This is a genomic window from Aeromonas sp. FL131, assembly GCF_049860615.1.
In the GTDB taxonomy this organism is placed as follows: Bacteria; Pseudomonadota; Gammaproteobacteria; order Enterobacterales; family Aeromonadaceae; genus Aeromonas; species Aeromonas hydrophila.
On record NZ_CP187595.1, the window covers coordinates 3842486 to 3869344 of the forward strand.

26 protein-coding genes are annotated in these 26859 nt (G+C 62.6%); 19 read left to right on the top strand and 7 right to left on the bottom strand.

Annotated elements, in window-relative coordinates:
• The first annotated feature begins 68 nt into the window (after positions 1-68).
• Positions 69-545, top strand: coding sequence for a glycine zipper 2TM domain-containing protein (locus ACPW75_RS17775; RefSeq protein ID WP_005308463.1), 477 nt, complete (start codon positions 69-71; stop codon positions 543-545).
• A 43-nt stretch (positions 546-588) separates the two neighbouring features.
• Here the strand turns inward: ACPW75_RS17775 and ACPW75_RS17780 are convergent, their stop codons facing one another.
• The 4 genes from ACPW75_RS17780 to ACPW75_RS17795 all read right to left on the bottom strand — a co-directional run bounded on the left by ACPW75_RS17780 (position 589) and on the right by ACPW75_RS17795 (position 5776).
• Positions 589-1926 (bottom strand): IS4-like element ISAeme15 family transposase, encoded by a 1338-nt coding sequence (locus ACPW75_RS17780; RefSeq protein ID WP_024945976.1) that lies wholly within the window; start codon positions 1924-1926, stop codon positions 589-591.
• Positions 1927-2052: 126 nt separating this feature from the next.
• Entirely contained in the window at positions 2053-4032 is a 1980-nt protein-coding gene (locus ACPW75_RS17785; RefSeq protein WP_179101452.1) for a bifunctional 2',3'-cyclic-nucleotide 2'-phosphodiesterase/3'-nucleotidase, read from the bottom strand.
• Between the two features lie 127 nt (positions 4033-4159).
• Positions 4160-4780 carry an L-lysine exporter gene (lysE, locus tag ACPW75_RS17790; protein WP_011704530.1) on the bottom strand — a complete coding sequence of 207 codons (621 nt, stop codon included), beginning with the start codon at positions 4778-4780 and terminating at the stop codon, positions 4160-4162.
• A gap of 213 nt (positions 4781-4993) precedes the next feature.
• The gene (locus tag ACPW75_RS17795) at positions 4994-5776 is read right to left on the bottom strand and encodes a LuxR family transcriptional regulator (protein WP_005315931.1); all 783 of its coding nucleotides are present in this window, start codon (positions 5774-5776) and stop codon (positions 4994-4996) included.
• A gap of 62 nt (positions 5777-5838) precedes the next feature.
• Between ACPW75_RS17795 and ACPW75_RS17800 the strand changes: the two genes are divergently transcribed.
• From ACPW75_RS17800 to ACPW75_RS17850, 11 genes are all read left to right on the top strand, one after another.
• Positions 5839-6462, top strand: a complete 624-nt coding sequence (locus ACPW75_RS17800; protein ID WP_043125540.1) for an acyl-homoserine-lactone synthase — start codon at positions 5839-5841, stop codon at positions 6460-6462.
• Positions 6463-6729: 267 nt separating this feature from the next.
• Positions 6730-7629, top strand: a complete 900-nt coding sequence (locus ACPW75_RS17805; RefSeq protein ID WP_077096677.1) for a LysR family transcriptional regulator ArgP — start codon at positions 6730-6732, stop codon at positions 7627-7629.
• A gap of 100 nt (positions 7630-7729) precedes the next feature.
• On the top strand, positions 7730-9751 hold the full coding sequence (locus ACPW75_RS17810) for an exoribonuclease II (protein WP_077096654.1): 2022 nt from the start codon (positions 7730-7732) through the stop codon (positions 9749-9751).
• A 192-nt stretch (positions 9752-9943) separates the two neighbouring features.
• On the top strand, positions 9944-10537 hold the full coding sequence (locus ACPW75_RS17815) for a TetR/AcrR family transcriptional regulator (RefSeq protein ID WP_077096655.1): 594 nt from the start codon (positions 9944-9946) through the stop codon (positions 10535-10537).
• Positions 10538-10558: 21 nt separating this feature from the next.
• A complete protein-coding gene (locus tag ACPW75_RS17820; protein WP_077096656.1) occupies positions 10559-11605 on the top strand; it encodes a DUF418 domain-containing protein in 1047 nt (348 codons plus the stop codon).
• Between the two features lie 454 nt (positions 11606-12059).
• Entirely contained in the window at positions 12060-13982 is a 1923-nt protein-coding gene (locus ACPW75_RS17825; RefSeq protein ID WP_016349321.1) for a PTS mannitol transporter subunit IICBA, read from the top strand.
• A 37-nt stretch (positions 13983-14019) separates the two neighbouring features.
• Positions 14020-15165, top strand: coding sequence for a mannitol-1-phosphate 5-dehydrogenase (locus ACPW75_RS17830; protein WP_016349320.1), 1146 nt, complete (start codon positions 14020-14022; stop codon positions 15163-15165).
• Positions 15166-15279: 114 nt separating this feature from the next.
• The gene (locus ACPW75_RS17835; RefSeq protein ID WP_005308438.1) at positions 15280-15801 is read left to right on the top strand and encodes an MltR family transcriptional regulator; all 522 of its coding nucleotides are present in this window, start codon (positions 15280-15282) and stop codon (positions 15799-15801) included.
• A 182-nt stretch (positions 15802-15983) separates the two neighbouring features.
• Complete coding sequence (locus ACPW75_RS17840) at positions 15984-17771, top strand: cation:proton antiporter (protein ID WP_179101449.1); 1788 nt, start codon at positions 15984-15986, stop codon at positions 17769-17771.
• Entirely contained in the window at positions 17768-18343 is a 576-nt protein-coding gene (locus tag ACPW75_RS17845) for a DNA-J related domain-containing protein (protein ID WP_077096658.1), read from the top strand. The genes ACPW75_RS17840 and ACPW75_RS17845 overlap by 4 nt, the downstream gene beginning before the upstream one ends.
• 63 nt (positions 18344-18406) lie before the next feature.
• Positions 18407-18655 carry a hypothetical protein gene (locus tag ACPW75_RS17850; protein WP_011704519.1) on the top strand — a complete coding sequence of 83 codons (249 nt, stop codon included), beginning with the start codon at positions 18407-18409 and terminating at the stop codon, positions 18653-18655.
• Between the two features lie 42 nt (positions 18656-18697).
• Here ACPW75_RS17850 and ACPW75_RS17855 read toward each other — a convergent pair whose 3' ends face one another.
• The gene (locus ACPW75_RS17855) at positions 18698-19216 is read right to left on the bottom strand and encodes a mechanosensitive ion channel domain-containing protein (protein WP_045790742.1); all 519 of its coding nucleotides are present in this window, start codon (positions 19214-19216) and stop codon (positions 18698-18700) included.
• A gap of 9 nt (positions 19217-19225) precedes the next feature.
• Positions 19226-20218 carry a zinc transporter ZntB gene (zntB, locus tag ACPW75_RS17860; protein ID WP_179101450.1) on the bottom strand — a complete coding sequence of 331 codons (993 nt, stop codon included), beginning with the start codon at positions 20216-20218 and terminating at the stop codon, positions 19226-19228.
• Between the two features lie 105 nt (positions 20219-20323).
• Here zntB and ACPW75_RS17865 point away from each other — a divergent pair, with 105 nt between their 5' ends.
• The 4 genes from ACPW75_RS17865 (at position 20324) to ACPW75_RS17880 (ending at position 22366) form a co-directional block, all read left to right on the top strand.
• Positions 20324-20776: a YaiI/YqxD family protein gene (locus ACPW75_RS17865; RefSeq protein ID WP_011704516.1), complete on the top strand. Its 453-nt coding sequence runs from the start codon at positions 20324-20326 to the stop codon at positions 20774-20776.
• Positions 20777-20896: 120 nt separating this feature from the next.
• The gene (locus ACPW75_RS17870; RefSeq protein WP_077096659.1) at positions 20897-21166 is read left to right on the top strand and encodes a PepSY domain-containing protein; all 270 of its coding nucleotides are present in this window, start codon (positions 20897-20899) and stop codon (positions 21164-21166) included.
• 49 nt (positions 21167-21215) lie between these two features.
• Positions 21216-21773 (top strand): cytochrome b/b6 domain-containing protein, encoded by a 558-nt coding sequence (locus tag ACPW75_RS17875; RefSeq protein ID WP_077096660.1) that lies wholly within the window; start codon positions 21216-21218, stop codon positions 21771-21773.
• A 92-nt stretch (positions 21774-21865) separates the two neighbouring features.
• Positions 21866-22366 carry a metal-dependent hydrolase gene (locus ACPW75_RS17880; RefSeq protein WP_039215114.1) on the top strand — a complete coding sequence of 167 codons (501 nt, stop codon included), beginning with the start codon at positions 21866-21868 and terminating at the stop codon, positions 22364-22366.
• 92 nt (positions 22367-22458) lie between these two features.
• Here the strand turns inward: ACPW75_RS17880 and ACPW75_RS17885 are convergent, their stop codons facing one another.
• Positions 22459-23664 (bottom strand): NupC/NupG family nucleoside CNT transporter, encoded by a 1206-nt coding sequence (locus tag ACPW75_RS17885; RefSeq protein WP_016349310.1) that lies wholly within the window; start codon positions 23662-23664, stop codon positions 22459-22461.
• Between the two features lie 521 nt (positions 23665-24185).
• On the opposite strand from ACPW75_RS17885, the gene ACPW75_RS17890 reads away from it, so the two are divergent.
• The 3 genes from ACPW75_RS17890 to dbpA all read left to right on the top strand — a co-directional run bounded on the left by ACPW75_RS17890 (position 24186) and on the right by dbpA (position 26822).
• On the top strand, positions 24186-24500 hold the full coding sequence (locus ACPW75_RS17890; RefSeq protein WP_039026396.1) for a transposase: 315 nt from the start codon (positions 24186-24188) through the stop codon (positions 24498-24500).
• A gap of 35 nt (positions 24501-24535) precedes the next feature.
• A complete protein-coding gene (locus ACPW75_RS17895) occupies positions 24536-25318 on the top strand; it encodes an IS3 family transposase (RefSeq protein WP_223936907.1) in 783 nt (260 codons plus the stop codon).
• Between the two features lie 127 nt (positions 25319-25445).
• Positions 25446-26822 carry an ATP-dependent RNA helicase DbpA gene (dbpA, locus tag ACPW75_RS17900; RefSeq protein ID WP_425904333.1) on the top strand — a complete coding sequence of 459 codons (1377 nt, stop codon included), beginning with the start codon at positions 25446-25448 and terminating at the stop codon, positions 26820-26822.
• Positions 26823-26859: the final 37 nt, after the last annotated feature.

Sequence of the window (26859 nt, forward strand, 5' to 3'; positions counted from 1 at the left end):
TCCGGTTGGCGTAGAGTTGAATCACTGACCGAACAAACCAGATTAGATGCCAGCCCAGGAGGCCCATCATGTTGAAACGCATTACCCTCATCGCCCTGTTGGCCACCACCACCGCCACCACCCTCAGCGGCTGTGCCAACAGCGACGTCTACTCCGGCGACGTCTACACCAAGGATCGCGCCAAGCAGGTGCAGACCGTCAGCTACGGCACCATCCTCTCCACTCGCCCGGTCAAGATCCAGGCCGATGAGAACTCGCTGATCGGCACCATCGGCGGCGCCGTGGTCGGCGGCCTGCTCGGCAGCACCATTGGCGGCGGGCGCGGCAGCGACATCGCCGCAGCCGGTGGCGCCATCGCGGGTGCGGCAGCCGGCAAGGCGGCCGGTGACAAGCTCAACCAGGTGGACGGCGTCGAACTCGAGATCAAGAAAGAGAACGGCGAATCCATCGTGGTGGTGCAAAAGGCCAGCCCCACCTTCGTGCCGGGCGCCCGGGTCCGCATGACCCAGGGCAACGGCACCATCAACGTGGCCGTGGTCAACTAAGCCCTCCGCCCATGAAAAAGCCCTCGCAGTGCGACAATGCTGTTCACTTAAGCGGAGCCGCATTGCGATTTACCGGAAAACGGGTCTTTGATATCTTCACCGCCCTGGGTCTCGATGGCCTGGGGCGTTTTTCTATGAACATGACGCCTATGCAGCCCCGCAACTCCGCCAACCTCCGTGGCGTATGGGCTGGCGATAACGCGCCCGCCATCACTGCCATCTGGTTCGCGATGAAATGACAGGCAAACTTAAAGCTCACCTCATTGGGCGCTCGCTGATGGGCTACGGCGGCCTGGCTGGCCTCCCGCCTGACCAGATTGTATCCAAGCAGCAATCCCCACAGCTCCTGATAGACCAAGTCCACTTTCTTGCTTCTCAGCGTGATGGCGTTGTGCTGCATCGCGCTTTTGATATCCCGGTATCCCAGCTCGATTTCCCAGCGCTCGTGGTACAGGGTCGCCACCTGAGCTGCGCTGAATCGCGCCACGGGCAGGGAGGTAAAGACCGTTTTCTCCTTGCCTGCCACCTCATAGGTCACTGCGCGAACTTGCCAGTGTGTCGGCAACGCCGGGTTTTTCTTGCGAGCCTGAGGCGAGACCGTCATTTGCAACAGACGGTCACCGTCGCCATAGCGCTCAAGTTCCGTGTATACCAGCCCCTTGCGTTCCGGGATGAGCCAGTGACGGTCGGTGTCTTCGGCCTGAATACGCAGCAACAGGTCGGCACCGAAGAAGCCTTTATCCAGCAGGGTCACTGACTTGTCCGGCAATGAGTGAATGAACTCGCTGGCCAGGGGGATTTCCCCTTTGCGGTACGGGCTGATGGCCGCGTTGGCAATGACATGCGAGCGGACATTCATGAGCGTGACCAACCGCAGCATCGGGTAGGGTGTCTGCCGGTTGGTTGAGGTGTTACCCGAGCCGAAATGTGCTCTGAGTTCAGGCATATCCTGGGTTCGGAACAGGGCCCCATCGATGGCAAAGACCTGTAAACCGTGCCAATGGTCTTCAGGATAACGTTCCCGCCCCCACACATCGGCGCACTGTTTGAACAGCCACTCGAGCGGCTGTTTGCCGAGTCGCTGACGGGCCTGAGACAGGGCACTGTCCGCGAGCAAGGCATCATTGGCCAACCCTTCTGCACAGATGTTGAGGCGCCGAGCGACCTCGGAGATAGGCTCATTGCGGAAAAAGGCCATCCCCACGACGAGCCACAAGACCATATCAGAAGGTAAGCGGCGTCGGCGGATAGTGGCCTTTTCAGACAAGGCGGCAGCGGCAGTAATCCATTCGTCGGGAATATGGTCGGCAAAAATGGCCAGCCGAGCCAGCATGTCGCCAGATGCCTCAACAACATCGTTCAGATCGTTTGCAATAGACATAAAAAAATCCGGAACCAGTGATTGGTTCCGGATTGTCCTACAGCAGAAGGATCGGTCAATGGATCCTTAACTGATCAGCATTGCTCGCAGTGCGAGGGCTTTTTTTATTGCCATGTCGGCCGGGAATTACTGACGGATCAGCCGGAAGATGGCGTAGCCAGGGTGCTGGGCGTCATCCATCGGCAGGGTGGACTTGTACTCCAGATCCGCACCGGCCAGCTGCTTGGCCTCCTCGCGGGGCGAGGAGTAGAGCCGCACGTCCACGTTGGCCGGCAGGGCCTTCATGTGCCAGTTGTTGTTGGCCGCCGGGCTGAAGCCAGCCGGGTTGTCGGCAGACTGGGCCTTCAGGTACTGGGCGATGATCTCGCGCGTCTCGAAGGGGTCTTCATGCACTATGTTGCTGCCGTCGATGCCCGGGAAGTGGCCGCCGCCGCTGGCGCGGTAGTTGTTGGTCACCACGTAGAACTTCTGGGCCGGATCGATGGGCTGGCCGTTGAAGGTGAGGCCGCTGATGCGCTGGCCGTCGCTGACCTTGGCCCCTTCCTTGTTGTAACGGGCCGGCTGGGTGATATCCACCTCGTAGTTGACCCCGTCGATCACGTCGAAGTTGTAGGTGGGGAACTTCTCGTTCACCAGCCACTGCACCTCGGTCTTGCCGGTGTCTATCTGGTTGAACTGGCCGGCACTCATCTCCAGCCACTCCTTGACGGTGGCCCCGTTCACCTCGACCACCTGCAGGGTGTTCGGATAGATGTAGAGGTCGGAGACGTTGCGCAGGGAGATGTCGCCCTGGGCCACGTAGGTGAAGTCATTGATGCCGTTGCGGCCGCCACGGAACGGCGCCGCCACCGACAGGATGGGGTAGGACTCCTTGAGCAGACCGTCTTTTTGCAGCTGTTCGGCATGCTTGCGCTGGGCATCGCTCACCAGTTGCACCGAAGGGTCGTCCTGCACCAGGGCGAAGAAGCTGTGGATGGAGGAGGTGATCTTGCCGAGCGGCTCGTCCAGCCACTGGTTGGTGGCGTCGTGGTCGGCCTGCACCAGGTCTACCACCCGTTGATCCACCGCGCTGCCCTCGCTGGAGTCGATCTTGCGCAGGCTGGCCTGGCTCTGTTTCACCTGCCACTTGCCGTCCACCTGCTCCAGCTTGAGGTCGATGATGCCGAGGTGGTTGCCCCAGTAACCCGGCATCACGGTCGGAATGCCGCTCAGGGTGCCGGCCTTGTTGTCCACCTCCGGCAGATCCGGGAAGTCACCCGGGAAGTTCTTGTGGGCGTGGCCCAGCATCAGGGCGTCCACCCCCTTCACCTTGGCCAGGTGCCAGGCGGAGTTCTCCATCATGGCCTCGTAGCTGCTGGCGTTGATGCCGGTATGGGCCACCACCACCACGATATCGGCGCCCTTGGCGCGCAGCTCGGGCACATAGTGGTTGGCGGTCTCGACCATGTCGGCCACCACCACCTTGCCTTCCAGATGACGCTTGTCCCACTGCAGCACCTGCGGCGGGGTCAGCCCCAGGATACCGACCTTGACGGTCTGCAGCTGGCCCTTGTCATCCTTCACCTTGCGCTCCAGCAGCAGGTAGGGGGTGAACTTGTTGCCGCTCCAGTCTATTTGCCCCTTGGCATCACGCTTGAAGGCGCCCGCCTCGAACACGTTGGCGTTCACATAGGGGAACTTGGCTCCCTGCAGGGTCTTGGTGAGGTAATCCAGCCCGTAGTTGAATTCGTGGTTGCCCAGGTTGCCGGCATCGTAGCCGAGCTCGTTCATCGCCTTGAACACCGGGTGGGCCTGCTTGTCGAGGTAACCGGCACCGGACTGCTCGAAGATGTAGTCAGCCAGCGGCGTGCCCTGGATCAGGTCGCCGTTGTCGAGCAGCAGGTTGTTGGGGTTTTCGGCGCGGGCCGCGCGGATCAGCAGCGCGGTGCGGGAGAGGCCAAACTTGCGATCTTCCTTGTTCTGGTAGTAGTCGTAGCCCAGCACGTTGGAGTGGATATCGGAGGTCTGGATCAGACGCAGGGCAACCTCACCCGGTTGCGCCTTGCTGTCGTTTTCATTGCTACAGGCAGATAACAGCACGATGGCTGCAATAGCCCCCAGCTTCATGGTTTTATTCACTGTCTTGTCCCTTTTATTATGAGTGTCGCTTTACCAGCGACGGGAATTTAACAGACGAATATGTCAGCGCATGAAGCCGGGATTAATTTTTATGAGGTGCGGCACAAAAATAGCCTTATGACGCCAGCAGAGCCCCGCTCGCCAGCTGCAACGCCAGCCCCAGCATGATGAAACCAACAATAGTATCAATAGCTTGCTGAACCCTGCCGCGAGCGAGCCAGGGCGAGAGGGCGGCCGCCCCGAACGCCAGGCTGTAGAACCAGACCAGCGAGGCCAGCATGGCCCCCGCCGCAAAGGCCGGCCGCAACTCTTCGGCAAACTGGCTGCCGAAAGAGCCGAGCAGCATCAGGGTGTCCAGGTAGACGTGGGGGTTGAGCAGGGTCACCCCGAGGGTCATGGCCAGCACGCTCTTGACCCCCATCAACTGGGGCGAGTCCGCCAGCTTGGCTCCCTGCCCGCGCCAGGCACTGCGCAGGGAACGGATGCCGAACCAGCCGAGAAACAGCACGCCGCCCCAGGTCAGCAGGGCCAGGCCGATCGGGCTGGCCGCCAGCAGGTTGGCCCCGCCAAACACCCCGATGCCGATCAGCACGAGATCGCACAGGCAGCAGAGGGTCGCCGTCAGCAGATGGTGGTTGCGGTGGATGCCCCGGCTCAGCACGAAGGCATTCTGGGCACCGATGGGAATGATCATGGCAAGGCCGAGGGTGAAGCCTTGCAGGGTGGTAGCAAACATGGATGAACCGTCCAGCAGAGTGATTGGACGGCACTATAAGGGGGGCAGTTCTATTTAGAGAAATTCATTGATCTGCTGAGCCATTGGTTTTGCTAATGGCCGTGCAGCAGGCATAACCCCTTCGGGGCAGAAGGGCCGCCATTCGGCCATGACTGTCAATTGCAGGATCTGACAATTGTTAGCCAATCACTCTGCCCCGAGAATCATCGGGTTTTATTGCATCAGCTTGGGGAAGTTGGTGACCACGACCTGCTCGAGATTGGGCAGCAAAATGCCACTGCTCACCCCCTTGGCGATGGCCTGGTAGCGATTCATCGACCCCGTTTTACGGGTGACCTGATTGAGGTGGTAGTTCACGGTTCGCTCCGTGATCCCCAGGATGCAGGCGATTTCACCCGACGTTTTCCCTTCACTGGCCCAGAACAGGCATTCGGTCTCCCGGTCAGTCAGGGCCTCCTGAGGGTCATCTTCCCGCAGACTGACCCGCACAATCCGGATCGCCGCCTCGAAGATGTAGTTGGACATCCAGGAGAGGATGGGCGAGGACTCCAGCAGCAGATCGCTCGATGCCCGCTCGGCGGTGATGAACGACAGTATGCCGTTCTCCCCTGCCGCACCGTGCAACGGGAACGAAATTCCGTTGCGCAGCCCGAACTCCGCCGCCAACCCCATCACGTCAAGACTGCCCTCTTGCAGAAAACGCGCCCGCTCATCCAGCCGGTTCCAGTAAATGGGCAAGGTCTGCTTGCGGGCCAATTGAATGATGGGATCACAGGCCAGCATATGGTTGGCCGTGTAGGCCTGCACCCAGGAGTCTGGGCACTGGTTGAACAGCACCACCTTAGGTCTTTGCATCGACATGGGAATGATCAGCGCAAACCGGTAGTAGTCGTAACCCATACCGAGCGTGAACCGACCGATCAACTCGGCCAAACGATCCCCGTCCGTTACCGAAGTGAAATGTTCGAGGTACTCAAGCAGTTGGTCTTGTTTCATATGCTAGCCCCCCTGGCCAGGGCCTCGATTATAGCGCCGAACACTGAAATGGAGACATCTGAATGCTTGTTTTCAAAGGAAAATTAAAAGAACACCCCAGATGGGAGGTAGAAAACGAGCTTTATCGCTTTCGCAATCGCGTCTTCTCCGATCGCCTCGGCTGGGATGTGGAATCCCACCGTGGTCTGGAGCAGGACAGTTTCGATACCCCTGATACCCACTGGGTGCTGATCGAAGACGAGGAAGGCCTGTGCGGCTGCATCCGTCTGCTCAGCTGTGCCAAGGATTACATGCTGCCCAGCATCTTCCCCACCGCCCTCGCCGGTGAAGCCCCGCCACGCAGCAACGACGTGTGGGAGCTGACCCGCCTCGCCATAGATGCCGAACGGGCTCCCCGGCTCGGCAACGGCATCAGCGAACTGACCTGCATCATCTTCCGCGAGGTCTATGCCTTCGCCAAGGCGCAGGGGATCCGCGAGCTGGTTGCCGTGGTCAGCCTGCCGGTGGAGCGGATCTTCCGCCGTCTCGGCCTGCCCATCGAACGGCTCGGTCACCGCCAGGCGGTGGATCTGGGCGCCGTGCGCGGGGTCGGGATCCGCTTCCATCTGGATGAGCGTTTCGCCCGTGCCGTCGGCCAGCCCCTGCAGGGCGCCTATGACGAAGCGCGCGAACTGGTCACCGAATAGAGACAACGCAAAAAAATCCCGGGGTAAGACCCGGGATTAAAAGTTCTCGCTATGGCCCGTTTCCACCCCATGCAAAAACGGACGCAAAAGAGTATCTCTTGAATACCTTTTGACCACCACTGTCACATCTCACAGTGACAAATCCGCTTTGACCCCACAGCCCTTGTCACGCCTGGTCTGCCGACATTTTCAGCGATCCCCGGTTGTTCTCGCGCCACCACTTGAGTAGCATCCCTTCTCAATTCCCTCTGTTGATAAGGCATGCTGATGAAGGCGTTGGATTACAAGCTGCTGCTGGCGCTGGATGCGGTGATGCAGGAGCAGAACTTCGAGCGGGCCGCCCAGCGTCTGCACATTACCCAGTCCGCCATCTCCCAGCGCATCAAGCAGCTGGAGCAGCAGTTTGCCGAGCCGCTGCTGATCCGCGGCCAGCCGCTGCAGGCCACCGCGCTCGGGCAGAAGCTGCTGGCCCACTACCGTCAGGTGCGCCAGCTGGAGCTGGAGCTGGCCGGCGAACTCTCCCCCGCCGAGCCGCAGGCGCCGATCCGGGTCAGCATCGCCGTCAACGCCGACAGCCTGGCTACCTGGTTTCTGCCGGCCCTGGCCCCGCTGCTGGAGCAGCACCCCATCGAGCTGAATTTGCTGGTGGATGATGAGAGCCGCACCCTGGATCGGGTGCGCGAGGGGCAGGCGTTCGGCGCCGTCAGCCTGCACGGCCAGCCGCTGGCCGGCTGCTGCGTCGACGAGCTCGGCGAGATGCGCTATCTGCTCACCGCCAGCCCCGCCTTCGTCACCCGCCACTTCCCGCAGGGGCTGACTCTGGCGGCGCTGGCCAAGGCACCGGCGGTGGCCTTCGATCAGCGCGACGACATGCACGTCAGCTACATGGCCCGCCACTTCGGGCTGGAACCCGGCGGCTACCCCTGCCACACGGTGCGCTCGTCCGAGGCCTTCGTCGCCATGGCCGAACAGGGGCTGGCCTGCTGCCTGATCCCGGAATTGCAGATCCGCCGCCAGCTGGCGGAGGGCAGCCTGCTCGATCTCAGCCCGGACCAGCACCTGGTCGAGCGGCTCTACTGGCACCGCTGGGTGCTGGAACGGGGGCTGCACAAACAGATATCCCAGCGCCTGATCGAGCAGGGTCGCCGGGTACTGCAAGCCGGCTGAACCGGCCATTCACCTTGGCTTTGGAGGGGTAAAAACGTATAGTGCTGGGCGATCCGTCATCAGGTCTCCACCCAGGTTTTCCACTTCAGGTTCCTCACTTATGTTCCAAGACAATCCGCTGCTGGCCCAGCTCAAGCAACAAATCCGCGAAAACATCCCCAAGAAAGAGGGTGTTATCCGCGCCTCCGATCGGGGCTTCGGCTTCCTGGAGGTCGATGAGAAGACCAGCTATTTCGTGCCGCCTCCCTACATGAAGAAGGTGATGCACGGTGACCGGGTGAGCGCCCTGATCCGTACCGAAAAAGAGAAGGAAGTGGCCGAGCCGGATGCCCTGCTGGAGCAGGCGGTGACTCGCTTCGTGGCCCGCGTCAAGATGTTCCGCGACCGCCTCAACGTGGTCGCCGATCACCCGCTGATCAAGGACGCCATCAAGGCCCGCGTCAAGAAGGGGCTGGACGAGAAAGAGTTCAAGGAAGGGGACTGGGTGGTTGCCACCCTCAAGCGTCACGCCCTGGTGGACGGCAACTTCTCTGCCGAGATCACTCAGAAGATCGCCTCGCAGGAAGATCACAACGTGCCCTGGTGGGTGGTGCTGGCGCGCCACAACCTGGCCCAGGTCGAGCCGGCGGATCTGCCGGAGTGGAAGGTGATCGAAGAGGAAGAGCTGCCGCGCACCGATCTGACCGCGACCCCCTTCTTCACCATCGACGGTGCCAAGACCAAGGACATGGACGATGCCCTGGCCATCCGCAAGCTGGACAACGGCTGGGAGCTGCTGGTGGCCATCGCCGACCCGACTGCCTACGTGGCCGAAGGCAGCGAGCTGGACAAGGAAGCTGCCCAGCGCGCCTTCACCGTCTACATGCCGGGCCGCAACGTGCCGATGATCCCGCGCACCCTCTCCGACGAGCTCTGCTCCCTGAAAGAGGGCGAGGAGCGCAACACCCTGTGCGCCCGTCTGCTCATCGCCGAGGATGGCCTGCTGCTGGAGGAGACCGAGTTCTTCGCCGCCCGCATCAGCTCCCACGCCCGTCTCACCTATGACGACGTCTCCGACTGGGCCGAACACGGCAAACAGCTGGATATCGATGCCGGCGTGCTGGCCCAGCTGCCGCTGATGAAGGCGATGACCGAGGCACGCATTGCCTGGCGTACCGAGCATGCCCTGGTGTTCCCGGATCGTCCCGACTACGACTTCGAGCTGGGCGAGAACGGCGAAGTGCTGGCCATTCACGTCGAGCCGCGCCGCATCGCCAACCGCATGGTGGAAGAGTCGATGATCGCCGCCAACATCTGTGCCGGCCGCGTGCTGGGCAAGCAAGTCGGCTACGGCATCTTCAACGTCCACACCGGCTTTGACGAAGAGTCCCTCGACGGCGCCATCGATCTGCTGAAAAGCGCTGAGGCCCCGTTCGAGAAGGAAGAGATTGCCAGCCTGTCCGGCTTCTGCGCCCTGCGCCGCTGGATCGACAACCTGGACACCCGCTGGCTGGACGGCAAGATCCGCCGCTTCCAGAGCTATGCGCTGATGTCCGCCGAGCCGGGCGCCCACTACGGCCTGGGGCTGGATGCTTACGCCACCTGGACGTCACCTATTCGGAAGTACGGCGACATGGTCAACCATCGCCTGCTCAAAGCCGTCATCGCCGGCAAGACCCCGGGTGAGCGCCCGAACCTAGAGCTCACCGAGCACCTGACCGCCTGCCGTCGTCTGCACCGCATGGTGGAGCGCGACATCGGCGACTGGCTCTATGTCCGTTACCTCAAGGCCGATGCCGGCACCGACAAGGTGTTCAACGCCGAGATCATCGACGTGATGCGCGCCGGCCTCAAGCTGCGTCTGCGCGAGAACGGTGCCGTGGTGTTCATGCCCGCCCGCCATATCCTCGACAACAAGGATCGGCTGGAGTGCAACTGGGACAACGGCCGCGTCTATCTGGACAAGACCGAGGTGGTCTACGAGCTCGGCCAGATCATCGAGGTCAAGCTGACCGAAGCGGTGGAAGAGACCCGCTCCCTCATCGCCAAGCCGGCGGTGGAGCTGGTGCCCGGCCCGGCGCCGGTCGCCCCCACCAGCGAGGCCGATGCCGCGCCTGCCGACGAGGCCCCCAAGGCCGAATAAGCCAGGCCTACCCACCTTGTAAAAAGCCCGCACTCTGCGGGCTTTTTTATTGGACCATGCCACCCGCTGAGTCCGCCGATCATTTTTTGTACGCGCCGAGCTTGCCAGTTGCTCGTTACGGGCATAGAGTGAACCCACAAATTAATGAACGAACGTTCGCTCATGGTAAATTTTCAGGCAAGAGGCATCCCCATGACCACCAACAACCTGCGGCTGGAGCAGCGACGCGAACAGATCATCCAGGCGGCGCTCGGCTGCTTCATCGAGCAAGGCTTCCACCAGACCGGCATGCGCGACATCGCCGCCGCCGCCGGGGTGAGCCTCGGCAACCTCTACAACCACTTCGCCCGCAAGGAGGAGCTGATCGCCCTGATCGCCTCGCTGGAGGCGGCCGAGCTGCAACCCCTGCTGGATGAGCTGGTCCAGGGGCCGGCCCGGGCGGCGCTGGCCCGCTTCGCCGCCGGCTACCTCGCCTGGTCGCTGACCCCGGAGAACCTGCTGCTCGGCACCGAGATCCTGGCCGAGCTGACCCGCCACCCCGAGATGGCCGCCACCTTCGCCAGCAACCAGCGCCAGCTGTGCGATGCCCTGGCGGCGACGGTGCGCCGTGGCCAGCAGGCGGGGGAGCTGGCTGCACACCTGCAACCGGATCTCACGGCCCAGCTGTTGCTGGACGCACTGGAGGGACAGGCGGTGCGCCACGCCCTGGCCCTGCATCCAGAGCAGGCACCGGTGGAACAAAGGTTGCCGTCCCTGCTGGACCAGTTGTTGGGTCCGGCCTGCTGATCACTCCAAGGAGTCACCACCATGACGACCCCGCACAATCGACTGGAAGGACTGGATCTGGCCCGTGCCATGGCCCTGCTCGGCATGGTGCTGGTGAATTTTCGCATCGCCATGGGGGTGTTGGCAGGCGGGCCGACCTGGCTCAAGCCCCTGCTGGACGCACTGGAAGGGCGCTCCGCCGCCAGCTTCGTGGTGCTGGCCGGCATCGGGCTGGGGCTGTCGACCCGCAAGCTGGCGTGGTCGGCGGCCATGAGCCACACCGCCAGGCGGGCCCTGTTCCTGCTGATCGTGGGGCTGCTCAACTACCTGGTGTTTCCGGCCGACATCATCCACTACTACGCCGTCTACTTCCTGCTGGGAGCCTGCTGTCTCCGGCTTCCCTCCCCCTGGCTGCTGGCCCTGATCCCGCTGCTGGCGGCAAGCTTCGTCGGCCTGCTGTTCCTGCTCGATTACGATCGGGGTTGGCAGTGGCACAGCTTCAGCTATCCCGAGTTCTGGACCCTGGCCGGCTTCATCCGCAATCTGCTGTTCAACGGCTGGCACCCGGTGGTGCCCTGGCTGGGCTTTCTGCTCTACGGCCTCTGGCTGAGCCGTCAGTCTCTGGCCAATCCGGTCACCCAGCGCTGGCTGCTGGCCGGCGGGGTGAGTGCCATGGCGCTGGCCAAGGGGCTGTCGCTCTGGTTGCCGACCCTCTTGCCGAACCCCGAGCTGGCGCCACTGCTGGCGACCCAGCCCATTCCCCCGGCGCCGCTCTACCTGCTGTTCGGCATGGGCGCGGCCAGCACCCTGATCGCCCTCTGCCTCTGGCTGGGACGCGCCCTGCCCGAGGCCAGCTGGTGGCGAGTGTGGCTGCCGGTCGGCCGGCAGACCCTGACCCTCTATCTGGCCCACATCATGCTCGGCATGGGGGTACTGGAGGCCATCGGCTGGCTGCAGGGGCAGGATCTGCCCGAGGTGGTGCTGGCCGCCAGCCTCTTCGCCCTGGCGGCGCTGCTGTTTGCCAATCTCTGGAGTCAGCGCTTCGAGCGAGGCCCGCTGGAGTGGCTGATGCGTCGGCTCTGCGGCTGAAGGAGATCATGAAAAACTGAAAGTGGGTTACAAAATAATTGATTCATTGGTTATTTGAATGTGGATTCAAGCAATCCATCGTCAATACCCTCAGTTTTCAGGTCAGGAAAATTGCTCCAATTGAATACAAATAATAGAAATGAGAAATGGATCACATTGACATCAGGTTTGCGCAAACAGCAAATGGTGATTTGTGTCACATAAAAACGATGCTGGCGGCAGCAAAGATCGAAATGTAGCCGAAATACAGAGAGTGAATGTGATCAATATCACTATGAAGGGAGGGGGGAGGTCGGGGTATTTGAGAGCTGCGTCACAAGACACCCCGTTTTCAGCCTAATTTGATCACAAGCTGGTAGATTGAAGTTGCTTAGACGACAGGGATGGCGGTTCGGCAAAACCGGCCAGCCCGACTACCACTTTTAATCAAACAGGCTTAAAACGGGGTCCCGACATGTTATCACCGGATACCAAAGTCAAGATACAGAATTTTGGACGCTTCCTGTCCAATATGGTCATGCCCAACATAGGCGCCTTCATCGCCTGGGGCTTTATTACCGCCCTCTTCATCCCCACCGGCTGGCTGCCGAGCGAAACCTTGGCCAAGCTGGTCGGTCCCATGATCACCTACCTGCTGCCGCTGCTGATTGGCTACACCGGCGGCAAGCTGATGGGCGGTGAGCGCGGCGGCGTGGTCGGTGCCATCACCACCATGGGCGTCATCGTGGGCACCGACATTCCCATGTTCATGGGCGCCATGATGGTCGGCCCGCTCGGTGGCTGGGCCATCAAGCGTTTCGACAAGGCGATGGAAGGTCGCGTCAAGAGCGGCTTCGAGATGCTGGTCAACAACTTCTCCGCGGGCCTCATCGGCATGCTGCTGGCGATCCTCGCCTTCTTCGTGATCGGCCCCTTCGTCAAGGTGCTCTCCGGCGTACTGGCCGGTGGCGTCGGCTTCCTGGTGGACAATAACCTGCTGCCGCTCACCTCCATCTTCGTCGAGCCGGCCAAGATCCTGTTCCTCAACAACGCCATCAACCACGGCATCTTCTCGCCGCTGGGGATCCAGCAGGCCACCGAGCACGGCCGCTCCATCTTCTTCCTGATCGAAGCGAACCCGGGCCCGGGCATGGGCGTGCTGCTGGCCTACATGGTGTTCGGTCGCGGCGCCGCCAAGCAGTCCGCTGCCGGTGCCTCCATCATTCACTTCTTCGGCGGCATCCACGAGATCTACTTCCCGTACGTGCTGATGAACCCGCGCCTCATCCTGGCGGTGATCGCCGGCGGCATGACCGGGGTGTTCACCCTGACCCTGTTCAACGCAGGTCTGGTCTCCCCCGCCTCACCGGGTTCCATCTTCGCCGTGCTGTTGATGACGCCGAAAGCCTCCCTCATCGGGGTGCTGCTCTCCATCGTCGCTTCCACCACCGTCTCCTTCCTGGTCGCCGCCGTGTTCGTGCGTGCCCAGCAGCCGGAAGCCGACGAGGCCGATGCCCTCGGTGAAGCCACCCGCAAGATGAAAGCCATGAAGGGTGCCAAGCCCGAGACCGCTGCGGCCAAGAAGCCGGGCGGTGAACTGATGGCAGTGCGCAACATCGTGGTCGCCTGCGATGCGGGCATGGGCTCCAGCGCCATGGGCGCTGGCCTGCTGCGCAAGCGGGTGCAGGCCGCCGGCCTCGACATCAGCGTCACCAACCGCGCCATCGATCAGCTCGACGATCAGGTGGACTGGGTCATCACCCACAAGGATCTGACCGAGCGGGCCCGTCGCCACGCGCCGCACGCCCACCACATCTCGCTCACCAACTTCCTCGACAACGGTCTCTATCAGGAGCTGGTACAGAGCCTGACCCAGGCCGCCAACGATGACGTAGCCAACCCGCAGCTGCTGGTGGCCGCCAACGACGACAGCTACGAGCCGCAGGCCGCCGAAGTGTTCACCCTGAGCCGTCATGACGTGCATCTGGGGCTCAAGGCCGACAACAAGGAGGCCGCCATCCGGGCTGCCGGCAAGCTGCTGGCAGAGCGGGGTTACGTGGCGCCCGACTACGTCAACGCCATGCTGGAGCGCGAACAGCTGGTCTCCACCTACCTCGGCGAATCCATCGCCGTGCCGCACGGCACCATCGCCGCCAAGGAGTTTGTGAAGCGCACCGGCATCGTCATCTGCCAATACCCGGCCGGGGTCGCCTTCGGCGAGGCGGCCGATGAAGTGGCGCGGCTGGTGATCGGCATCGCCGCCCGCAACGACGAACACATGCAGGTGATAACCCGCCTGACCAATGCACTGGACGAACCCGGCCTCATCGACCGGCTGGCCAGCACCCAGGATCCCCAGGAGTTCCTGGATTTGCTGGGTGCCGAACAGGCTGCCTGATCGTCCTTCATCGTCTTTGGTTCAAGAGGTTAATATCATGAAAACATTGCATTTTGGTGCTGGCAACATCGGTCGCGGCTTCATTGGAAAACTGCTGGCTGACGCCAGCCACCAGGTCACTTTCGCCGACGTCAACGAGACCCTGATCGACCAGCTCAACCACCGCCAGGAGTACAAGGTGCACGTGGTGGGAGCGGATCAGAAGCTGGACGTGGTGCGCAACGTGGCGGCGGTGAGCTCCGCCGGTCACGAGGTGATCGCCCGCATCATCACCGCCGATCTGGTCACCACCGCGGTCGGCCCCAACATCCTGGACAAGATTGCCAGCACCCTGGCCAAGGGGCTGCAGGCCCGCTTCGATGCCGGCAACCTGACACCGCTCAACGTCATCGCCTGCGAGAACATGGTGCGCGGCACCAGCCATCTCAAGCAGGAGGTACTCAAGTACCTGCCGGTCGCGTATCATGCCACCCTCGACGCCTGCATCGGCTTCGTCGACTCGGCGGTGGATCGCATCGTTCCGCCGGCGGCGGCCAACGATGATCCGCTGGAAGTGACGGTGGAGAGCTTCAGCGAGTGGATCGTCGACCAGACCCAGTTCAAGGGCGAGCTGCCGCAGGTGGCGGGCATGGAGCCCACCGACAACCTGATGGCCTTCGTCGAGCGCAAGCTGTTCACCCTCAACACCGGCCATATCGTCACCGCCTACCTCGGCAAGCTGAGGGGCTATCGCACCATCCGCGAGGCGATCGAGGATCCGCTGATCCGCAGCAAGGTGCGCCGCGCCATGGAGGAGAGCGGCGCCGTGCTGGTACAACGCTACGGTTTCGACCCGCGTCTGCACGCCGCCTATATCGAGAAGATCCTGGCCCGCTTCGCCAACCCTTATCTGGTGGATGAAATTGACCGGGTCGGCCGTCAGCCGCTGCGCAAGCTGGCGGCGGGGGATCGGCTGGTGAAGCCGCTGCTCGGCACCCTGGAGTACGGCCTGCCCAGCGATCACCTGCAGGAGGGGATCGCCGCGGCGCTGCACTATCGCAACGCCGATGACCCGCAGGCGGTGGAGCTGCAACAGCTGCTGGCGGAGCTGGGCCCGGCCCAGGCTCTGGCTCGCATCACCGGCCTGGCTGCCGACAGCGACATCGTCAGCGCCATCGTCACCCGTTATGGCAATTTGAAGTGACCTGATGAGGCGCCGTCGCCGCCGGCCCACCCGGGCCGGCCACCAAAGCGCCTCACACGATAAAAACCGGGAGAGAGGCCCACTCTCTCCCTGTCAGCTGGACCCAATGCACTTATGACCACACACCAGGAAGATGAAGTACTGGAGCGATTGAACGAGCAGGATGGCCCTCGCGGCTTCTTTCTCGAGGTCGTGACCATCCTGGAAGAGGCGGTCGACTCTCTGATGCGACGCGCGTTTCGTCAGGAGGAGTATGCCGTCAAATACGCCATCGAACCCCTGCTCAACCAGAGCGGCCCTCTCGGCCAGCTGGAGGTGCGCCTCAAGCTCATCTTCGCCCTCGGCCTCATCTCTCTCGAACGCTATCAGGATCTCGAGGCTTACTTGAAGATCCGCGATTTTCTGGTGCGCGACCCCAAGGATTACCGTTTCAGCGACAAGCCCATCCGCGATCTGCTGGCACGCCTGCACGGCGTCAGCCAGGGCGGCATGATGCCGCAGGAGGCCCCCGCCAACGAGGAGGACTGGCCCTTCTACCAGATGCAGCTGAACCGGCTCGATCAGGTGGTGCGCTCGGCGCTGGTGCTGGCGGTGGCCGACTGCGTCACCGAACTCCACAAAGAGAGTCCCATCTAATCCGGCTGGTGGCCGCAGCCAGCGGCCACACCCTGCCCCTGCCCCTCTCCCGCGGCCATGCCCCCGTGACGACCGCTGTCGCGCGATCCGCTCCCCCCCTTGTTCCCGCCGCCGGCTGGTGTCAATCTGACCATCTTCCCCACTACACTTCCTCCAGGTTCATCGCCTTAATCGAGGTCTGCATGATTGCTCTCTCCCTGGCCGGGATCGCCCTGGTCTCAGTGCTGGCCCAGTGGCTGGCCTGGTCGCTGCGGGTGCCCGCCATCCTGTTTCTGCTGCTCACCGGCCTGCTGCTGGGCCCGGTCAGCGGCCTGCTCGACCCCGACGCCCTGCTCGGCGACCTGCTGTTTCCGCTGGTCTCCCTGTCGGTCGCCATCATCCTGTTCGAGGGGGCGCTCACCCTGCACCTGGCCGAGCTCAAGGGGATCGGCAAGGTGGTGCGCAACCTCTGCTCGGTGGGCATGCTAGCCAGTTTCGCCGTCATCGGCAGCGCCGGTTACTTCCTGCTGGGACTGGACTGGCGGGTCGCCATGGTGCTCGGCGCCGTGCTGGTGGTGACGGGCCCCACCGTGGTCGCTCCCATGCTCAACGTGATCCGCCCGACCCGGGAGGTAGACCGCATCCTGCGCTGGGAAGGGATCGTCATCGATCCCATCGGCGCCCTGTTTGCGGTGCTGGTGTTCGAGGCGGTGCGCCTCGGCAGCCAGGGTGATCTCATCGGCCACACCCTGCTGGCGCTGGCCAAGACGGTGGGGGTGGGCTCGCTCATCGGGGTCGGTGCCGGCTGGCTCACCACTCTGCTGATCCGCAAGGACTGGCTGCCGGTCAGCCTGCACAAGTTCGGCGTGCTGGCGCTGGTGCTGGTCACCTTCAGCCTCTCCAACTGGCTCAGCCACGAATCCGGCCTGCTGGCGGTCACCGTGTTCGGCATCTGGCTCGCCAATCAGGAGGGGCTGGATCTGGAGGAGGTGCTGGCCTTCAAGGAGGATCTCGCCGTCATCCTCATCTCCTCCCTGTTCATCCTGCTGGCGGCCCGCCTCGATCTGGCCCAGCTCTGGCAGCTCGGCCCCATGGTGCTGGCGCTGCTGTGCGTGGTGCAGTTCGTGGCGCGCCCGCTCTGCATCCTGGTCTCCACCTGGGGATCGGATCTCTCCTGGCAGGCCCGCGCCCTGCTCGGCTGGATTGCACCGCGCGGCATAGTGGCGGCGGCGGTCAGCGCCTCCTTCGCCATCAGCCTGCACCAGGCCGGCATTCCCGATGCCGACAAGCTGGTGCCGCTGGTGTTTGCGGTGATCATCTCCACCGTGGTGCTGCAGAGCCTCACCTCGGCGCCGCTGGCCGGTCTGCTCAAGATGCGCCAGAGTGCACCCAATACCTGGCTCATCATCGGGGCCAACTCGGTGGCGCGGGCCATCGGCCGGGCACTGGCGGATCAGGGGGTGCCGGTCCAGCTCTGCGATCCGGCCTGGGAGTTCTGCCGTCAGGCACGGATGAGCAACCTGCCCTGCTACTTCGGCAATCCGCAATCCGAACACGCCGAGCTGCACCTGCCGCTCACCAGCATCAGCACAGTGCTGGCGCTCTCCCCCAACCGCCACAACAACGCCCTCGGCGTGCTGCACTTCGCCCACCTCTACGGCGAGGAGCAGGTCTACTCCCTGCGCTCCAGCGAGCAGCACGGCAAGGCCAATCGGGAGAGCGCCACCTTCCGCGCCCGCCAGAACCTGTTCGGTCCCGACATCAACTACGCCCGGTTGAGCGGCCTGCTGAGCCGGGGCGGCCAGATCAAGGCGACCCGGCTGAGCGAGGCGTTCGACTGGGCTCAGTACCAGGAGGCCAACCCGGGCGCCATCCCGCTGTTTGTGCTGGACGGCAAGGGGCGGACCCGCATCGTCACCGGCCCCGTCGAGCCGCAGGCCGGGGAGCTGCTGATCGCCCTGCAGCCACCGAAGGAGACGGCCGCCCCATGAGCGAGACCCGGCCCAACCCGCTGCTGGCCCCACTGCTGACACTGCTGCGGCAGGCAAGCGGCAGCTACAAGGTGCACGAACTGCTGGCCGAGCTGCGCCGCCAGGAGGTCATCCCGCCTCTGCCGGGGGATGAGCAGCTGCAGCTGTTTCGGCTCAACTTCCTCATCATGAACGCCCTCTACCAGCTGCAGGCCGAGCTTCATGGCGAGGGGTGGTGGCTGGTGATCAGCACCCTGGATATCCGGCTCGAACCGCTCGCCACCCGCGAGGCAGCAAGCGCCCTCGCCCAGGGCGAGGCGCTGCGCAGTTACTACCTCGACTGGCAGGTGTTCTGGCAGACCGACCGGGAGGAGGTGGAGGCGCTGCTCGGCAGTTTCTGGCGGGCCTGTGAGCGGGATGAACACAGGGCAGAGGCGCTGACCCTGTTCGCCCTGCCGGCCGGGGCACAGCCCGATGTCATCCGCCGCCGCTGGCGGCAGCTGGCGCTGCAACACCACCCGGATCGCGGGGGCGATGCCGACACCTTCATCCGCCTGCGCTGGGCCTGGGAGCACCTCAAATCGGCCAAATGAGCCGGCCGACCCCGACTGCAACCACTAGACTTGAAGTGGCATCAAGCGTCACGGGAGGATGTCATGACAGTCAGCGAACTTCGCCAGCTCTATCAGCAGCAAGCCTTCAAGGAAGCCGAAATCCTGCAGGACGCCATCCTGCCCGGCTGGATCGTGGAGTTCAGGGGTCAGGACGGCAAGCTGTACGAGATGACCGACACCCTGGGCTGCCCCCGCTACTTCGGCTCGGTCGAGGAGGCCCGCCAGCACGTGCACCTGGTGGCGGATTGCCCGATCCAGGTCGAGCACCTCTATCGCTTCTTCGAACGCTGAGGGATCGGCAGGCTCAAAAAAGGCTCCCAAGGGAGCCTTTTCTCATTCCGGTTGCAGGGGTTCAGTCCCCTTGCCCTCCAGCCGCCTGACCGGCTTTTGCAAGATCAGGTTGGCCGGATAGGTGACCAGATCGCCGTTGTCATCGCGCACCCGCACGTAGAAGAGGCCGATCTCGGTGATGACCCCGGTGACCGAGTCATCCTTGTCGAGGATCCGGATCCGGTCGCCAATCTTGTAGGGGAAGGCGAAGAAGATGGTGATGCTGGCGGTGATGTTGGAGAGGATCGACCACTGCGCCACCATGGCGACGCCCAGCACCGCGAAGAAGGAGGAGGCCAGCACCACCAGCCGCGAGAAGTCGAGCCCCCACACCCCGGCCAGGATCAGCAGGGTGGCGCAGCCGAGCAGGAAGTGGAACACGTGCTCCACGTAGAGCACCCGGTTCTCGCTCACCTGCCGGGTCTGGGCCAGCGCCAGCAGGCTCTTGTGAATAAGCCCGCGAATGAGGGTGTGACCCAGCAGCAACAGCAGGGTCACGCCAAAAGATTCCCATGTCGTCATGTCTGCTCCTTACCACCAGCGCCGATGTTTGAGCCAGACCGCCAGCCCGGTCGCCAGCGCCACCAGGGAGCCGCAGAAGATCCAGAAGGCGGTCGGGCTCTCGGCCCCGGGAATGCCCCCCAGGTTGATGCCGAACAGGCCGGTCAGGAAGCTGGCGGGCAGGAACAGCAGCGCCATCACCGACATCTGGTAGGCACGGCGGTTGGTCGCCTCCGCCATCAGGTTGTTGATCTCGTCCGCCAGCACGGCGGTACGCGCCACCCCGGCATCCAGATCGTCCAGCCAGCGCCGCAGCCGGTCGGCGATGTCCAGCAGACGCCGCCGGTCATCTTCATCCAGCCAGCTGATCTTCTCGTTGGCGAGGCGCGCCACCAGATCCCGCTGCGGCGAGAGGTAGCGGCGGATCATGATGAGCTGCTTGCGGATCAGCGCCAGCCGGCCGTTGGCGGGCAGGTCGCGCATCAGCACCATCTCCTCCAGATCCAGGATCTGATCGTGCAGCTCCTCGACGAACTCCCCGGCCCGGTCGGTCAGGGCGTCGCAGATCTCCACCAGCCAGTCGGCCGGGGTATCGGCGCCGCCCCCCAGCTTGAGCTGGTTGAACACGTCCTGCTCCGACAGCAACGGCCGGCGCCGGCTGCTGATGATGAGATCCGGGGTGATGAAGATGCGCAGCGCCACCATCTCTTCCGGTCTGTGGTCCTTGTTGTGGTTGATGCCGCGCAGGATCAGCAGCACCGTCTCGCCCATCCGGACCAGCTTGGGGCGATTGCTCTGGCCGAGCAGCGACTCGCGCGCCGCATCATTGAGCAGCGGGGTCTGCAACAGCCAGCGCGCTGCCTCCGGATTGCCGTAGTCCAGATGCAGCCAGCCCGGCTGCTGCGCCGGTATCTCGCTGCCCGCCACCAGTGGCTGCATGCCACCCCTGCCATCCAGGGTCAGGCCATAAATTACGTCACTGGGCACCCGATCCATCTGCTCGTCCTTTTCGCTCATGTTCATCGGCCCAGCTTACACCAAAGCCGGGCCCGACTCAGCCCCGGGGCAGCCGCCCCACGCCGGCCGTGTTAAGATGCGCCACTCGTTTCAGACACAGGAAGCCCTGCCATGCCCATCTGGGTCGATGCCGATGCCTGCCCCATTCCGGTCAAGGAGATCCTTTACCGCGCCGCCCACCGTGCCCAGGTGGTGACCACGCTAGTGGCCAATCAGGGGCTGCGGGTGCCCCCTTCCCCCTTCATCAAGACCCAGCAGGTGGAGAAGGGCTTCGATGTGGCAGATCATGTCATCGCCCAGCAGGTCAAACCCGGCGATCTGGTGATCACCGGCGACATTCCGCTCGCCTCCTGGGTGATCGATGCCGGCGGCGAGGCGCTCAATCCCCGCGGCGAGATCTACACCCGCGAGACCATCAAGGCGCGGCTCGGCATGCGCAACTTCATGGAGGAGCTGCGCTCGGCCGGGGTGCAGACCGGCGGCCCGGCCCCCCTCAACGCGGCCGACAAGCAGCGCTTCGCCAACGCCCTCGACAAGTGGCTCATCCGGGGCAAGCTGAGTTGATGCTCCCTCCCCGGCCGGCCGCCGGGGAGACCCATTCATTTCCCTTTGCGCTTAATTCTTTCTTAAGGCAGGTGAACTAACCTTGTGGCTGTTGACCCAACCACCCGCAAGGAGCAAGCAATGAAACTGACCCCCCTGTTGTTACTGATCCCCCTGTTGAGCGGCGCAGCCCTGGCCGATCCCCAATGTACCCAGGCCGACAAGAGCAAGTGGATGAGCGAAGCCGACGCCCAGCAGCAGATCAAGGCGATGGGCTACGACATCAAGAAGTTCAAGGTCACCAAGACCAACTGCTACGAGATTTACGGTTGGGACAAGGAGAAGCGCAAGGTCGAGATCTACTTCAACCCGACCGACCTGAAGAAAGTCAAAGAAGAGATCGACGAATAATCCGGCCATGGGCCGGTCTCCTGCCGGCCCCTTCTAATGGAGCCACGCCATGACAACCTCGTCTGAAGTGAAAGTCTGGGATCCCCTCATCCGGGTGTTTCACTGGGCCACCGTCACCCTCTGCCTGCTCAACTTCTTCGTGCTGGAAGAGGGCAGCAGGCCCCACAAATATGCCGGCTACACAGTGGGCATCCTGCTGATCATCCGCCTGCTGTGGGGGCTGGTCGGTCCCCATTACGCCCGCTTCGGCCAGTGGTGGCCGACCCCGGCCCGGGTTCGCTACTACCTGCGTCAACTGGCCCAGAGGCGTCACCCCTACTACCTCGGCCACAACCCAGTCGGCGCCCTGATGATCTGGCTGCTGCTGCTGTCGCTGGTCGGCACCGTCGTCACCGGCTGGCTCACCACCTGGGATGCCTTCTGGGGCGAGGACTGGATGGAGGAGCTGCACGGCATCATTGCCAACACCCTGATGGCCGCCGTCGGCGTCCATGCGGCCGTGGTGATCCTGACCGATCGCCTCACCCGCAGCGACCTGGTGCGCGCCATGGTGCTGGGCAAAAAACGGGTGCCTGCCGACGCCAAGGTGGAAGATCCGCGCAGTTAATGACCGGGCTGCCCCTCGGGCCCCGGTTTTTTGCTGCAATGGCCCGCGACACTGGTAAGATGCGCCGCCATTTTCCCCATGTCGTAGCCATCATGACCGCCCAAGGGCACCTGCTCTTCTCCGTTACCTGCACCCTGCTCGCCCACAAACTCCAGCTGACGCCGGCCCTGGCCGACGCCAGCCTGTGGCACACCATTCCTGCCGCACTGGCCAGCGCCCTGCTGCCGGACCTCGACCACCCCAAGTCGGTGCTGGGGCAACGCCTGCCCTGGATTTCCAAACCCTTGTCGCGGCTGTTCGGCCATCGCGGCTTCACCCACAGCCTGCTGGCGGTGGCCGCCGCCATCTGGGGACTGGATCAGAGCCTGGCTCCCGCCCTGCTGCCCACCGGCGTCAAGGATGCCCTTATCATCGGCTACCTCAGCCACCTGCTGGGAGACTGGCTCACCCCGGCCGGCATTCCGCTGCTGTGGCCCAGCAAGCGCCGCTACCGGCTGCCGGGCTGGCCGCTCAAAAGCGGCGGCGCCGTCGAGACCGGCTTTTGCACTCTCACCCTGCTGGCCGCCGGTTACTGGGCCCACTGGCCAGGCTAGCGCTCCGTCAGGCCAGCTAGCGCCTGCTGTTGCCCAAAAAAACAAACCCCTGCCGAGGCAGGGGTTTGTCATGGTGAGAGCGGGTGGCGGTATTACAGCATCACACCGGCAATCACGGCGGAGAGCAGGCTCACCAGGGTGGAGCCGTACACCAGCTTCAGACCGAAGCGGGAGACCATGTTGCCCTTCTCTTCGTTCAGCGCCTTCACCGCACCGGCGATGATGCCGATGGAGCTGAAGTTGGCGAACGACACCATGAAGATGGAGAGGATGCCGATGGTGCGCGGAGAGAGCTGGGCCGCGATCTTGCCCAAGTCCATCATGGCCACGAACTCGTTGGTCACCAGCTTGGTCGCCATGATGGAGCCGGCTTGCAGCGCTTCACCACTCGGGATGCCCAGGATCCAGGCGATCGGGTAGAAGAGGTAGCCCATGACGAACTGGAAGTTGACACCGAATGCCATCTCGAACAGGTAGTTGATGAGAGCAATCAGGGCGATGAAGCCGACCAGCATGGCACCCACGATGACCGCCACGGTGAAACCGGCCATGATGTACTCGCCCAGCATCTCGAAGAAGTTCTCTTTCTTCGGGCTGTGGTGCTCGTCACCTTCGGCCAGCGCCTTGGCGTCGGTCACGGTATTGTCCGGCTCGTAGGGGTTGATCAGCGACAGCACGATGAAGGTGCTGAACATGTTGAGCACCAGCGCGGCCACCACGTAGCGCGGCTCGATCAGCTGCATGTAGGCACCGACGATGGACATGGAGACGGTGGACATGGCAGTGGCGGCCAGGGTGTACATCTGCTTCTCGTTCAGGTGCGGCAGGATGTTCTTGAGCGCGATGAAGTTCTCGGACTGGCCGACGATCATGGAGCTGATGGCGTTGAAGGACTCCAGCTTGCCCATGCCGTTGATCTTGGCCAGCACGGTACCGATGCCGCGGATCACCAGCGGCAGCAGACGAATGTACTGCAGGATACCGATCAGCACGGAGATGAAGACGATGGGCATCAGTACCATCAGGAAGAAGGAGAAGGCCCCTTCATTGACCAGGCCGCCGAACACGAAGTCGGTACCCTGTTTGGCAAACTCCATCAACTTGGTGAAGCCGGCCGCGAAGCCACCCACCACCGCCAGACCCACTTCGGAGTTCAGCATGAACCAGGCCAGCGCCAGTTCGACCACCAGCAGTTGACCGATATAACGCAGTTTGATCTGTTTCCAGTTGTGGCGGTTGGCCAGCAAAGCAAGAGCGAGGACCATCACGAGTCCGAGCACAAAGTGAACGTATTCCATACCAGTAGCACCTGAGTAATTTGTAATTTTTTGACCGGCGCCATCATAGACATTTGCATATTTAAAAATCAGATAGCCATCACAATCTGCGGTAAAAATATGCATGTTGGATAATACAAACGTTTTTAAATTAATTAAACGCTCACGCAAGCATCTAATCATTGTTCAATAAACATAAAAATCATTAATAAACAGAGAGTTGAAAATAAACCACTCAGTCTGAAAGGGCTATTTTCACAGCTTTCTCACATTTATTTAAAACCTGGCGAATGGCGTCACAGCGGTGAGGTTAAATTTACGGCGAATTTATTTAATCAAATCAAAATGACAAACGTTTATCTTATTTGCGATGAATGGCCCGGCTTCTTTCAGCTAATTCCCGAAAGGCAGTGGGGTATTTTCAGACGAGCCGGACAACATGCCGCCACCGTTTTTCCCCTGCCGCAGCCCCGCCACCGTCGCCGTCCATGTAATGACCCACTGAAATCCTGCTCAGGTCATAATGAGTGGAGATCACAGACATGAGCATCACGATGGACGAAGAAATCAAACGTTGGACGGCCAAGCGCAAGTCCGCCTTGGTCATGGAAATCATTCAGGGCAAGACCACCGTCGCCGAAGCGGCTCGAGCCTTTGATTTGCCGCCCTCCGAGATTGAAGAATGGGTAGATGACGCCAAACGGGGCATGGAAAACGCCTTACGGGCCAAGCCACTGGATATTCGCGAGCAGTACGAGAAGCAGCTCAAGGAACTCCAGGAAGCTTATGGCGAGGCCATGCTGGAGTTACGCGCCAGAAAAAAGCTGGCCTCCCTGCTGGGCGAGGACGACAGATAGTCGCCGATGTTCAGCAGGGATTACGCGCAGAAGGTATTGATGTCTCCGTCAGCAAGCTCTGCCGCTGGTTTGGCCTGCCGCGTCGTAGTTGGTACTACCGCAGCGTCAAGGCCGCGCCCAAGCTTCAGGAGCATCTGGTCACCCCGATCAAAAACATGATTGAGGAGAACCCATCGTTCGGTTACCGGACGGTTGCAGCCCTGTTGGGGTTCAACAAGAACACGGTACAGCGCATCTTCCAGCTCAAGGGCTGGCAAGTTCGCAAGCGTCCGGTTGGGTTTCGCCCCCGGATCCAGGCCCTGCCTTCGGTGGCCTCAGCGCCCAACCAACGCTGGGCGACGGACCTATGCCGGATCTGGGCTGGTCGCGATGGCTGGTGTTCCTTGGCGCTGGTGATTGATTGCCATACCCGTGAACTACTGGGATGGCATCTCTCGCGCAGTGGTAAATCGAAAACGGCCGAGGCAGCGCTGGAGCAAGCCTTAATTGCTCGCTTCGGCAGCTTGGGACGAGTTGCATCGCCGTTTTTGTTACGTAGCGACAATGGGTTGGTGTTTACCAGCCGCAACTACACAGCACTGGTGAAGAGCTATGGGTTGCAGCAGGAGTTCATCACGCCGTACACGCCGGAACAAAACGGCATGGTCGAGCGGGTGATCAGAACGCTCAAGGAGCAGTGTGCCCATCGGCAGAGGTTCGAGACCTTGCAGCATGCCAGTCGGGTGATTGGCGACTGGATCCAGTTTTACAACCAGAAGCGTCCTCACCAGGCGCTAAAGATGAAAACACCGGCGCAGGCCTATGCCGAAGCCGCTTAGTTGTGCAGGAACGGCTGGGTCATTACATCCAGTCGTTCAAAAATCCGCCACACCCGGCAGCGCTTTCTGATACAATGCGCGCCCTTGCGCACGGCGCAGCCCGTTTTCTCCGATATAGAGTCTTTTTGTGAACAACGAATTTAGCAGCCTGAACCTCTCCCCCGCCCTGCAGGACAACCTCGCCAGCCTGGGTTATCTGCAGATGACCCCGATCCAGGCCCAGAGCCTGCCCCTGGTACTCGATGGCAAAGACCTGATCGCCAAGGCAAAAACCGGCAGCGGCAAGACCGCCGCCTTCGGCCTCGGCCTGCTTGCCAACCTCGATGTCAACCGGCTCGAGGTGCAGGCGCTGGTGCTCTGTCCGACCCGCGAGCTGGCCGATCAGGTTGCCACCGAGATCCGCCGTCTTGCCCGTACCCTGCCCAACGTCAAGCTGGTCACCCTGTGCGGCGGCACCCCGACCGCACCGCAATCCGCCACCCTGAGCTTTGGCGCCCACATCGCCGTCGGCACCCCGGGCCGGATCCTCAAGCACCTGGAGCAGGGCACCCTCGAGCTGGACGGCCTCAAGACGCTGGTGCTGGACGAAGCGGATCGCATGCTGGACATGGGCTTTGGCGAAGACATCAACCGGGTCATCAGCCACGCCCCGCGCGACCGCCAGACCCTGCTGTTCTCCGCCACCTATCCGGAGGGGATCGCCCAGATGAGCCGCGGTGTGCAGCGCAACCCGGTCGAGGTGAGCGTGGAGTCCCTGCACGAAGACAGCGCCATCGAGCAGAAGCTGTGTGAAGTGCCGGCCGGCCAGCGCCTCGACGCCCTCGGCTGGTTGCTCAGCCACTATCAGCCGAGCTCCTGCGTGGTGTTCTGCAACACCAAGCGCGCCTGCAACGACGTGGCCGACCACCTGGCCGCCAAGGGCTTCTCGGCGCTGGCGCTGAACGGCGACCTGGAACAGCGCGAGCGGGATCAGGTACTGGTGCGTTTCGCCAACGGCAGCGCCACCATCCTGGTGGCCACCGACGTGGCTGCCCGCGGCCTCGACATCAAGGAGCTGGGCGCCGTCATCAACTACGAGCTGACCTACGACCCCGAGGTGCACGTGCACCGGATCGGTCGTACCGGCCGCGCCGGCCAGCAAGGCCTGGCCCTGAGCCTCTACCAGCCGAACGAGGCCCAGCGCGTCAACTTCATCGAGGAGTACCAGCAGGCCCCCATTCCGCAAGGGGATCTGGCCGGGATCGGCCGCGACATCAAGCCGATTGCACCGCAGATGGTGACCCTCTCCATCGATGCGGGCCGCAAGAGCAAGGTGCGCGCCGGTGACATCCTCGGCGCCCTGACTGGCGAAGGCGGCATTGCCGGGGCCGATGTGGGCAAGATCCAGATTTCCGAGCAGTACTCCTACGTGGCGGTGAAGCGCCAGGTGGCGAGCGCCGCCCTCAAGCGGCTGCAGGAAGGCAAGATCAAGGGGCGCAGCTACCGCGCTCGCAAGCTGGGCTAAGGTTCACGACACAGGCGCCGGTTCGGCGCCTGTTTCA

Coding starts and splice junctions, on each gene's coding strand:
- ACPW75_RS17775 (WP_005308463.1), top strand. CDS start 69: ATGTTGAAACGCATTACCCTCATCGCCCTGTTGGCCACCACCACCGCC.
- ACPW75_RS17780 (WP_024945976.1), bottom strand. CDS start 1,926: ATGTCTATTGCAAACGATCTGAACGATGTTGTTGAGGCATCTGGCGAC.
- ACPW75_RS17785 (WP_179101452.1), bottom strand. CDS start 4,032: ATGAAGCTGGGGGCTATTGCAGCCATCGTGCTGTTATCTGCCTGTAGC.
- lysE (WP_011704530.1), bottom strand. CDS start 4,780: ATGTTTGCTACCACCCTGCAAGGCTTCACCCTCGGCCTTGCCATGATC.
- ACPW75_RS17795 (WP_005315931.1), bottom strand. CDS start 5,776: ATGAAACAAGACCAACTGCTTGAGTACCTCGAACATTTCACTTCGGTA.
- ACPW75_RS17800 (WP_043125540.1), top strand. CDS start 5,839: ATGCTTGTTTTCAAAGGAAAATTAAAAGAACACCCCAGATGGGAGGTA.
- ACPW75_RS17805 (WP_077096677.1), top strand. CDS start 6,730: ATGAAGGCGTTGGATTACAAGCTGCTGCTGGCGCTGGATGCGGTGATG.
- ACPW75_RS17810 (WP_077096654.1), top strand. CDS start 7,730: ATGTTCCAAGACAATCCGCTGCTGGCCCAGCTCAAGCAACAAATCCGC.
- ACPW75_RS17815 (WP_077096655.1), top strand. CDS start 9,944: ATGACCACCAACAACCTGCGGCTGGAGCAGCGACGCGAACAGATCATC.
- ACPW75_RS17820 (WP_077096656.1), top strand. CDS start 10,559: ATGACGACCCCGCACAATCGACTGGAAGGACTGGATCTGGCCCGTGCC.
- ACPW75_RS17825 (WP_016349321.1), top strand. CDS start 12,060: ATGTTATCACCGGATACCAAAGTCAAGATACAGAATTTTGGACGCTTC.
- ACPW75_RS17830 (WP_016349320.1), top strand. CDS start 14,020: ATGAAAACATTGCATTTTGGTGCTGGCAACATCGGTCGCGGCTTCATT.
- ACPW75_RS17835 (WP_005308438.1), top strand. CDS start 15,280: ATGACCACACACCAGGAAGATGAAGTACTGGAGCGATTGAACGAGCAG.
- ACPW75_RS17840 (WP_179101449.1), top strand. CDS start 15,984: ATGATTGCTCTCTCCCTGGCCGGGATCGCCCTGGTCTCAGTGCTGGCC.
- ACPW75_RS17845 (WP_077096658.1), top strand. CDS start 17,768: ATGAGCGAGACCCGGCCCAACCCGCTGCTGGCCCCACTGCTGACACTG.
- ACPW75_RS17850 (WP_011704519.1), top strand. CDS start 18,407: ATGACAGTCAGCGAACTTCGCCAGCTCTATCAGCAGCAAGCCTTCAAG.
- ACPW75_RS17855 (WP_045790742.1), bottom strand. CDS start 19,216: ATGACGACATGGGAATCTTTTGGCGTGACCCTGCTGTTGCTGCTGGGT.
- zntB (WP_179101450.1), bottom strand. CDS start 20,218: ATGAACATGAGCGAAAAGGACGAGCAGATGGATCGGGTGCCCAGTGAC.
- ACPW75_RS17865 (WP_011704516.1), top strand. CDS start 20,324: ATGCCCATCTGGGTCGATGCCGATGCCTGCCCCATTCCGGTCAAGGAG.
- ACPW75_RS17870 (WP_077096659.1), top strand. CDS start 20,897: ATGAAACTGACCCCCCTGTTGTTACTGATCCCCCTGTTGAGCGGCGCA.
- ACPW75_RS17875 (WP_077096660.1), top strand. CDS start 21,216: ATGACAACCTCGTCTGAAGTGAAAGTCTGGGATCCCCTCATCCGGGTG.
- ACPW75_RS17880 (WP_039215114.1), top strand. CDS start 21,866: ATGACCGCCCAAGGGCACCTGCTCTTCTCCGTTACCTGCACCCTGCTC.
- ACPW75_RS17885 (WP_016349310.1), bottom strand. CDS start 23,664: ATGGAATACGTTCACTTTGTGCTCGGACTCGTGATGGTCCTCGCTCTT.
- ACPW75_RS17890 (WP_039026396.1), top strand. CDS start 24,186: ATGAGCATCACGATGGACGAAGAAATCAAACGTTGGACGGCCAAGCGC.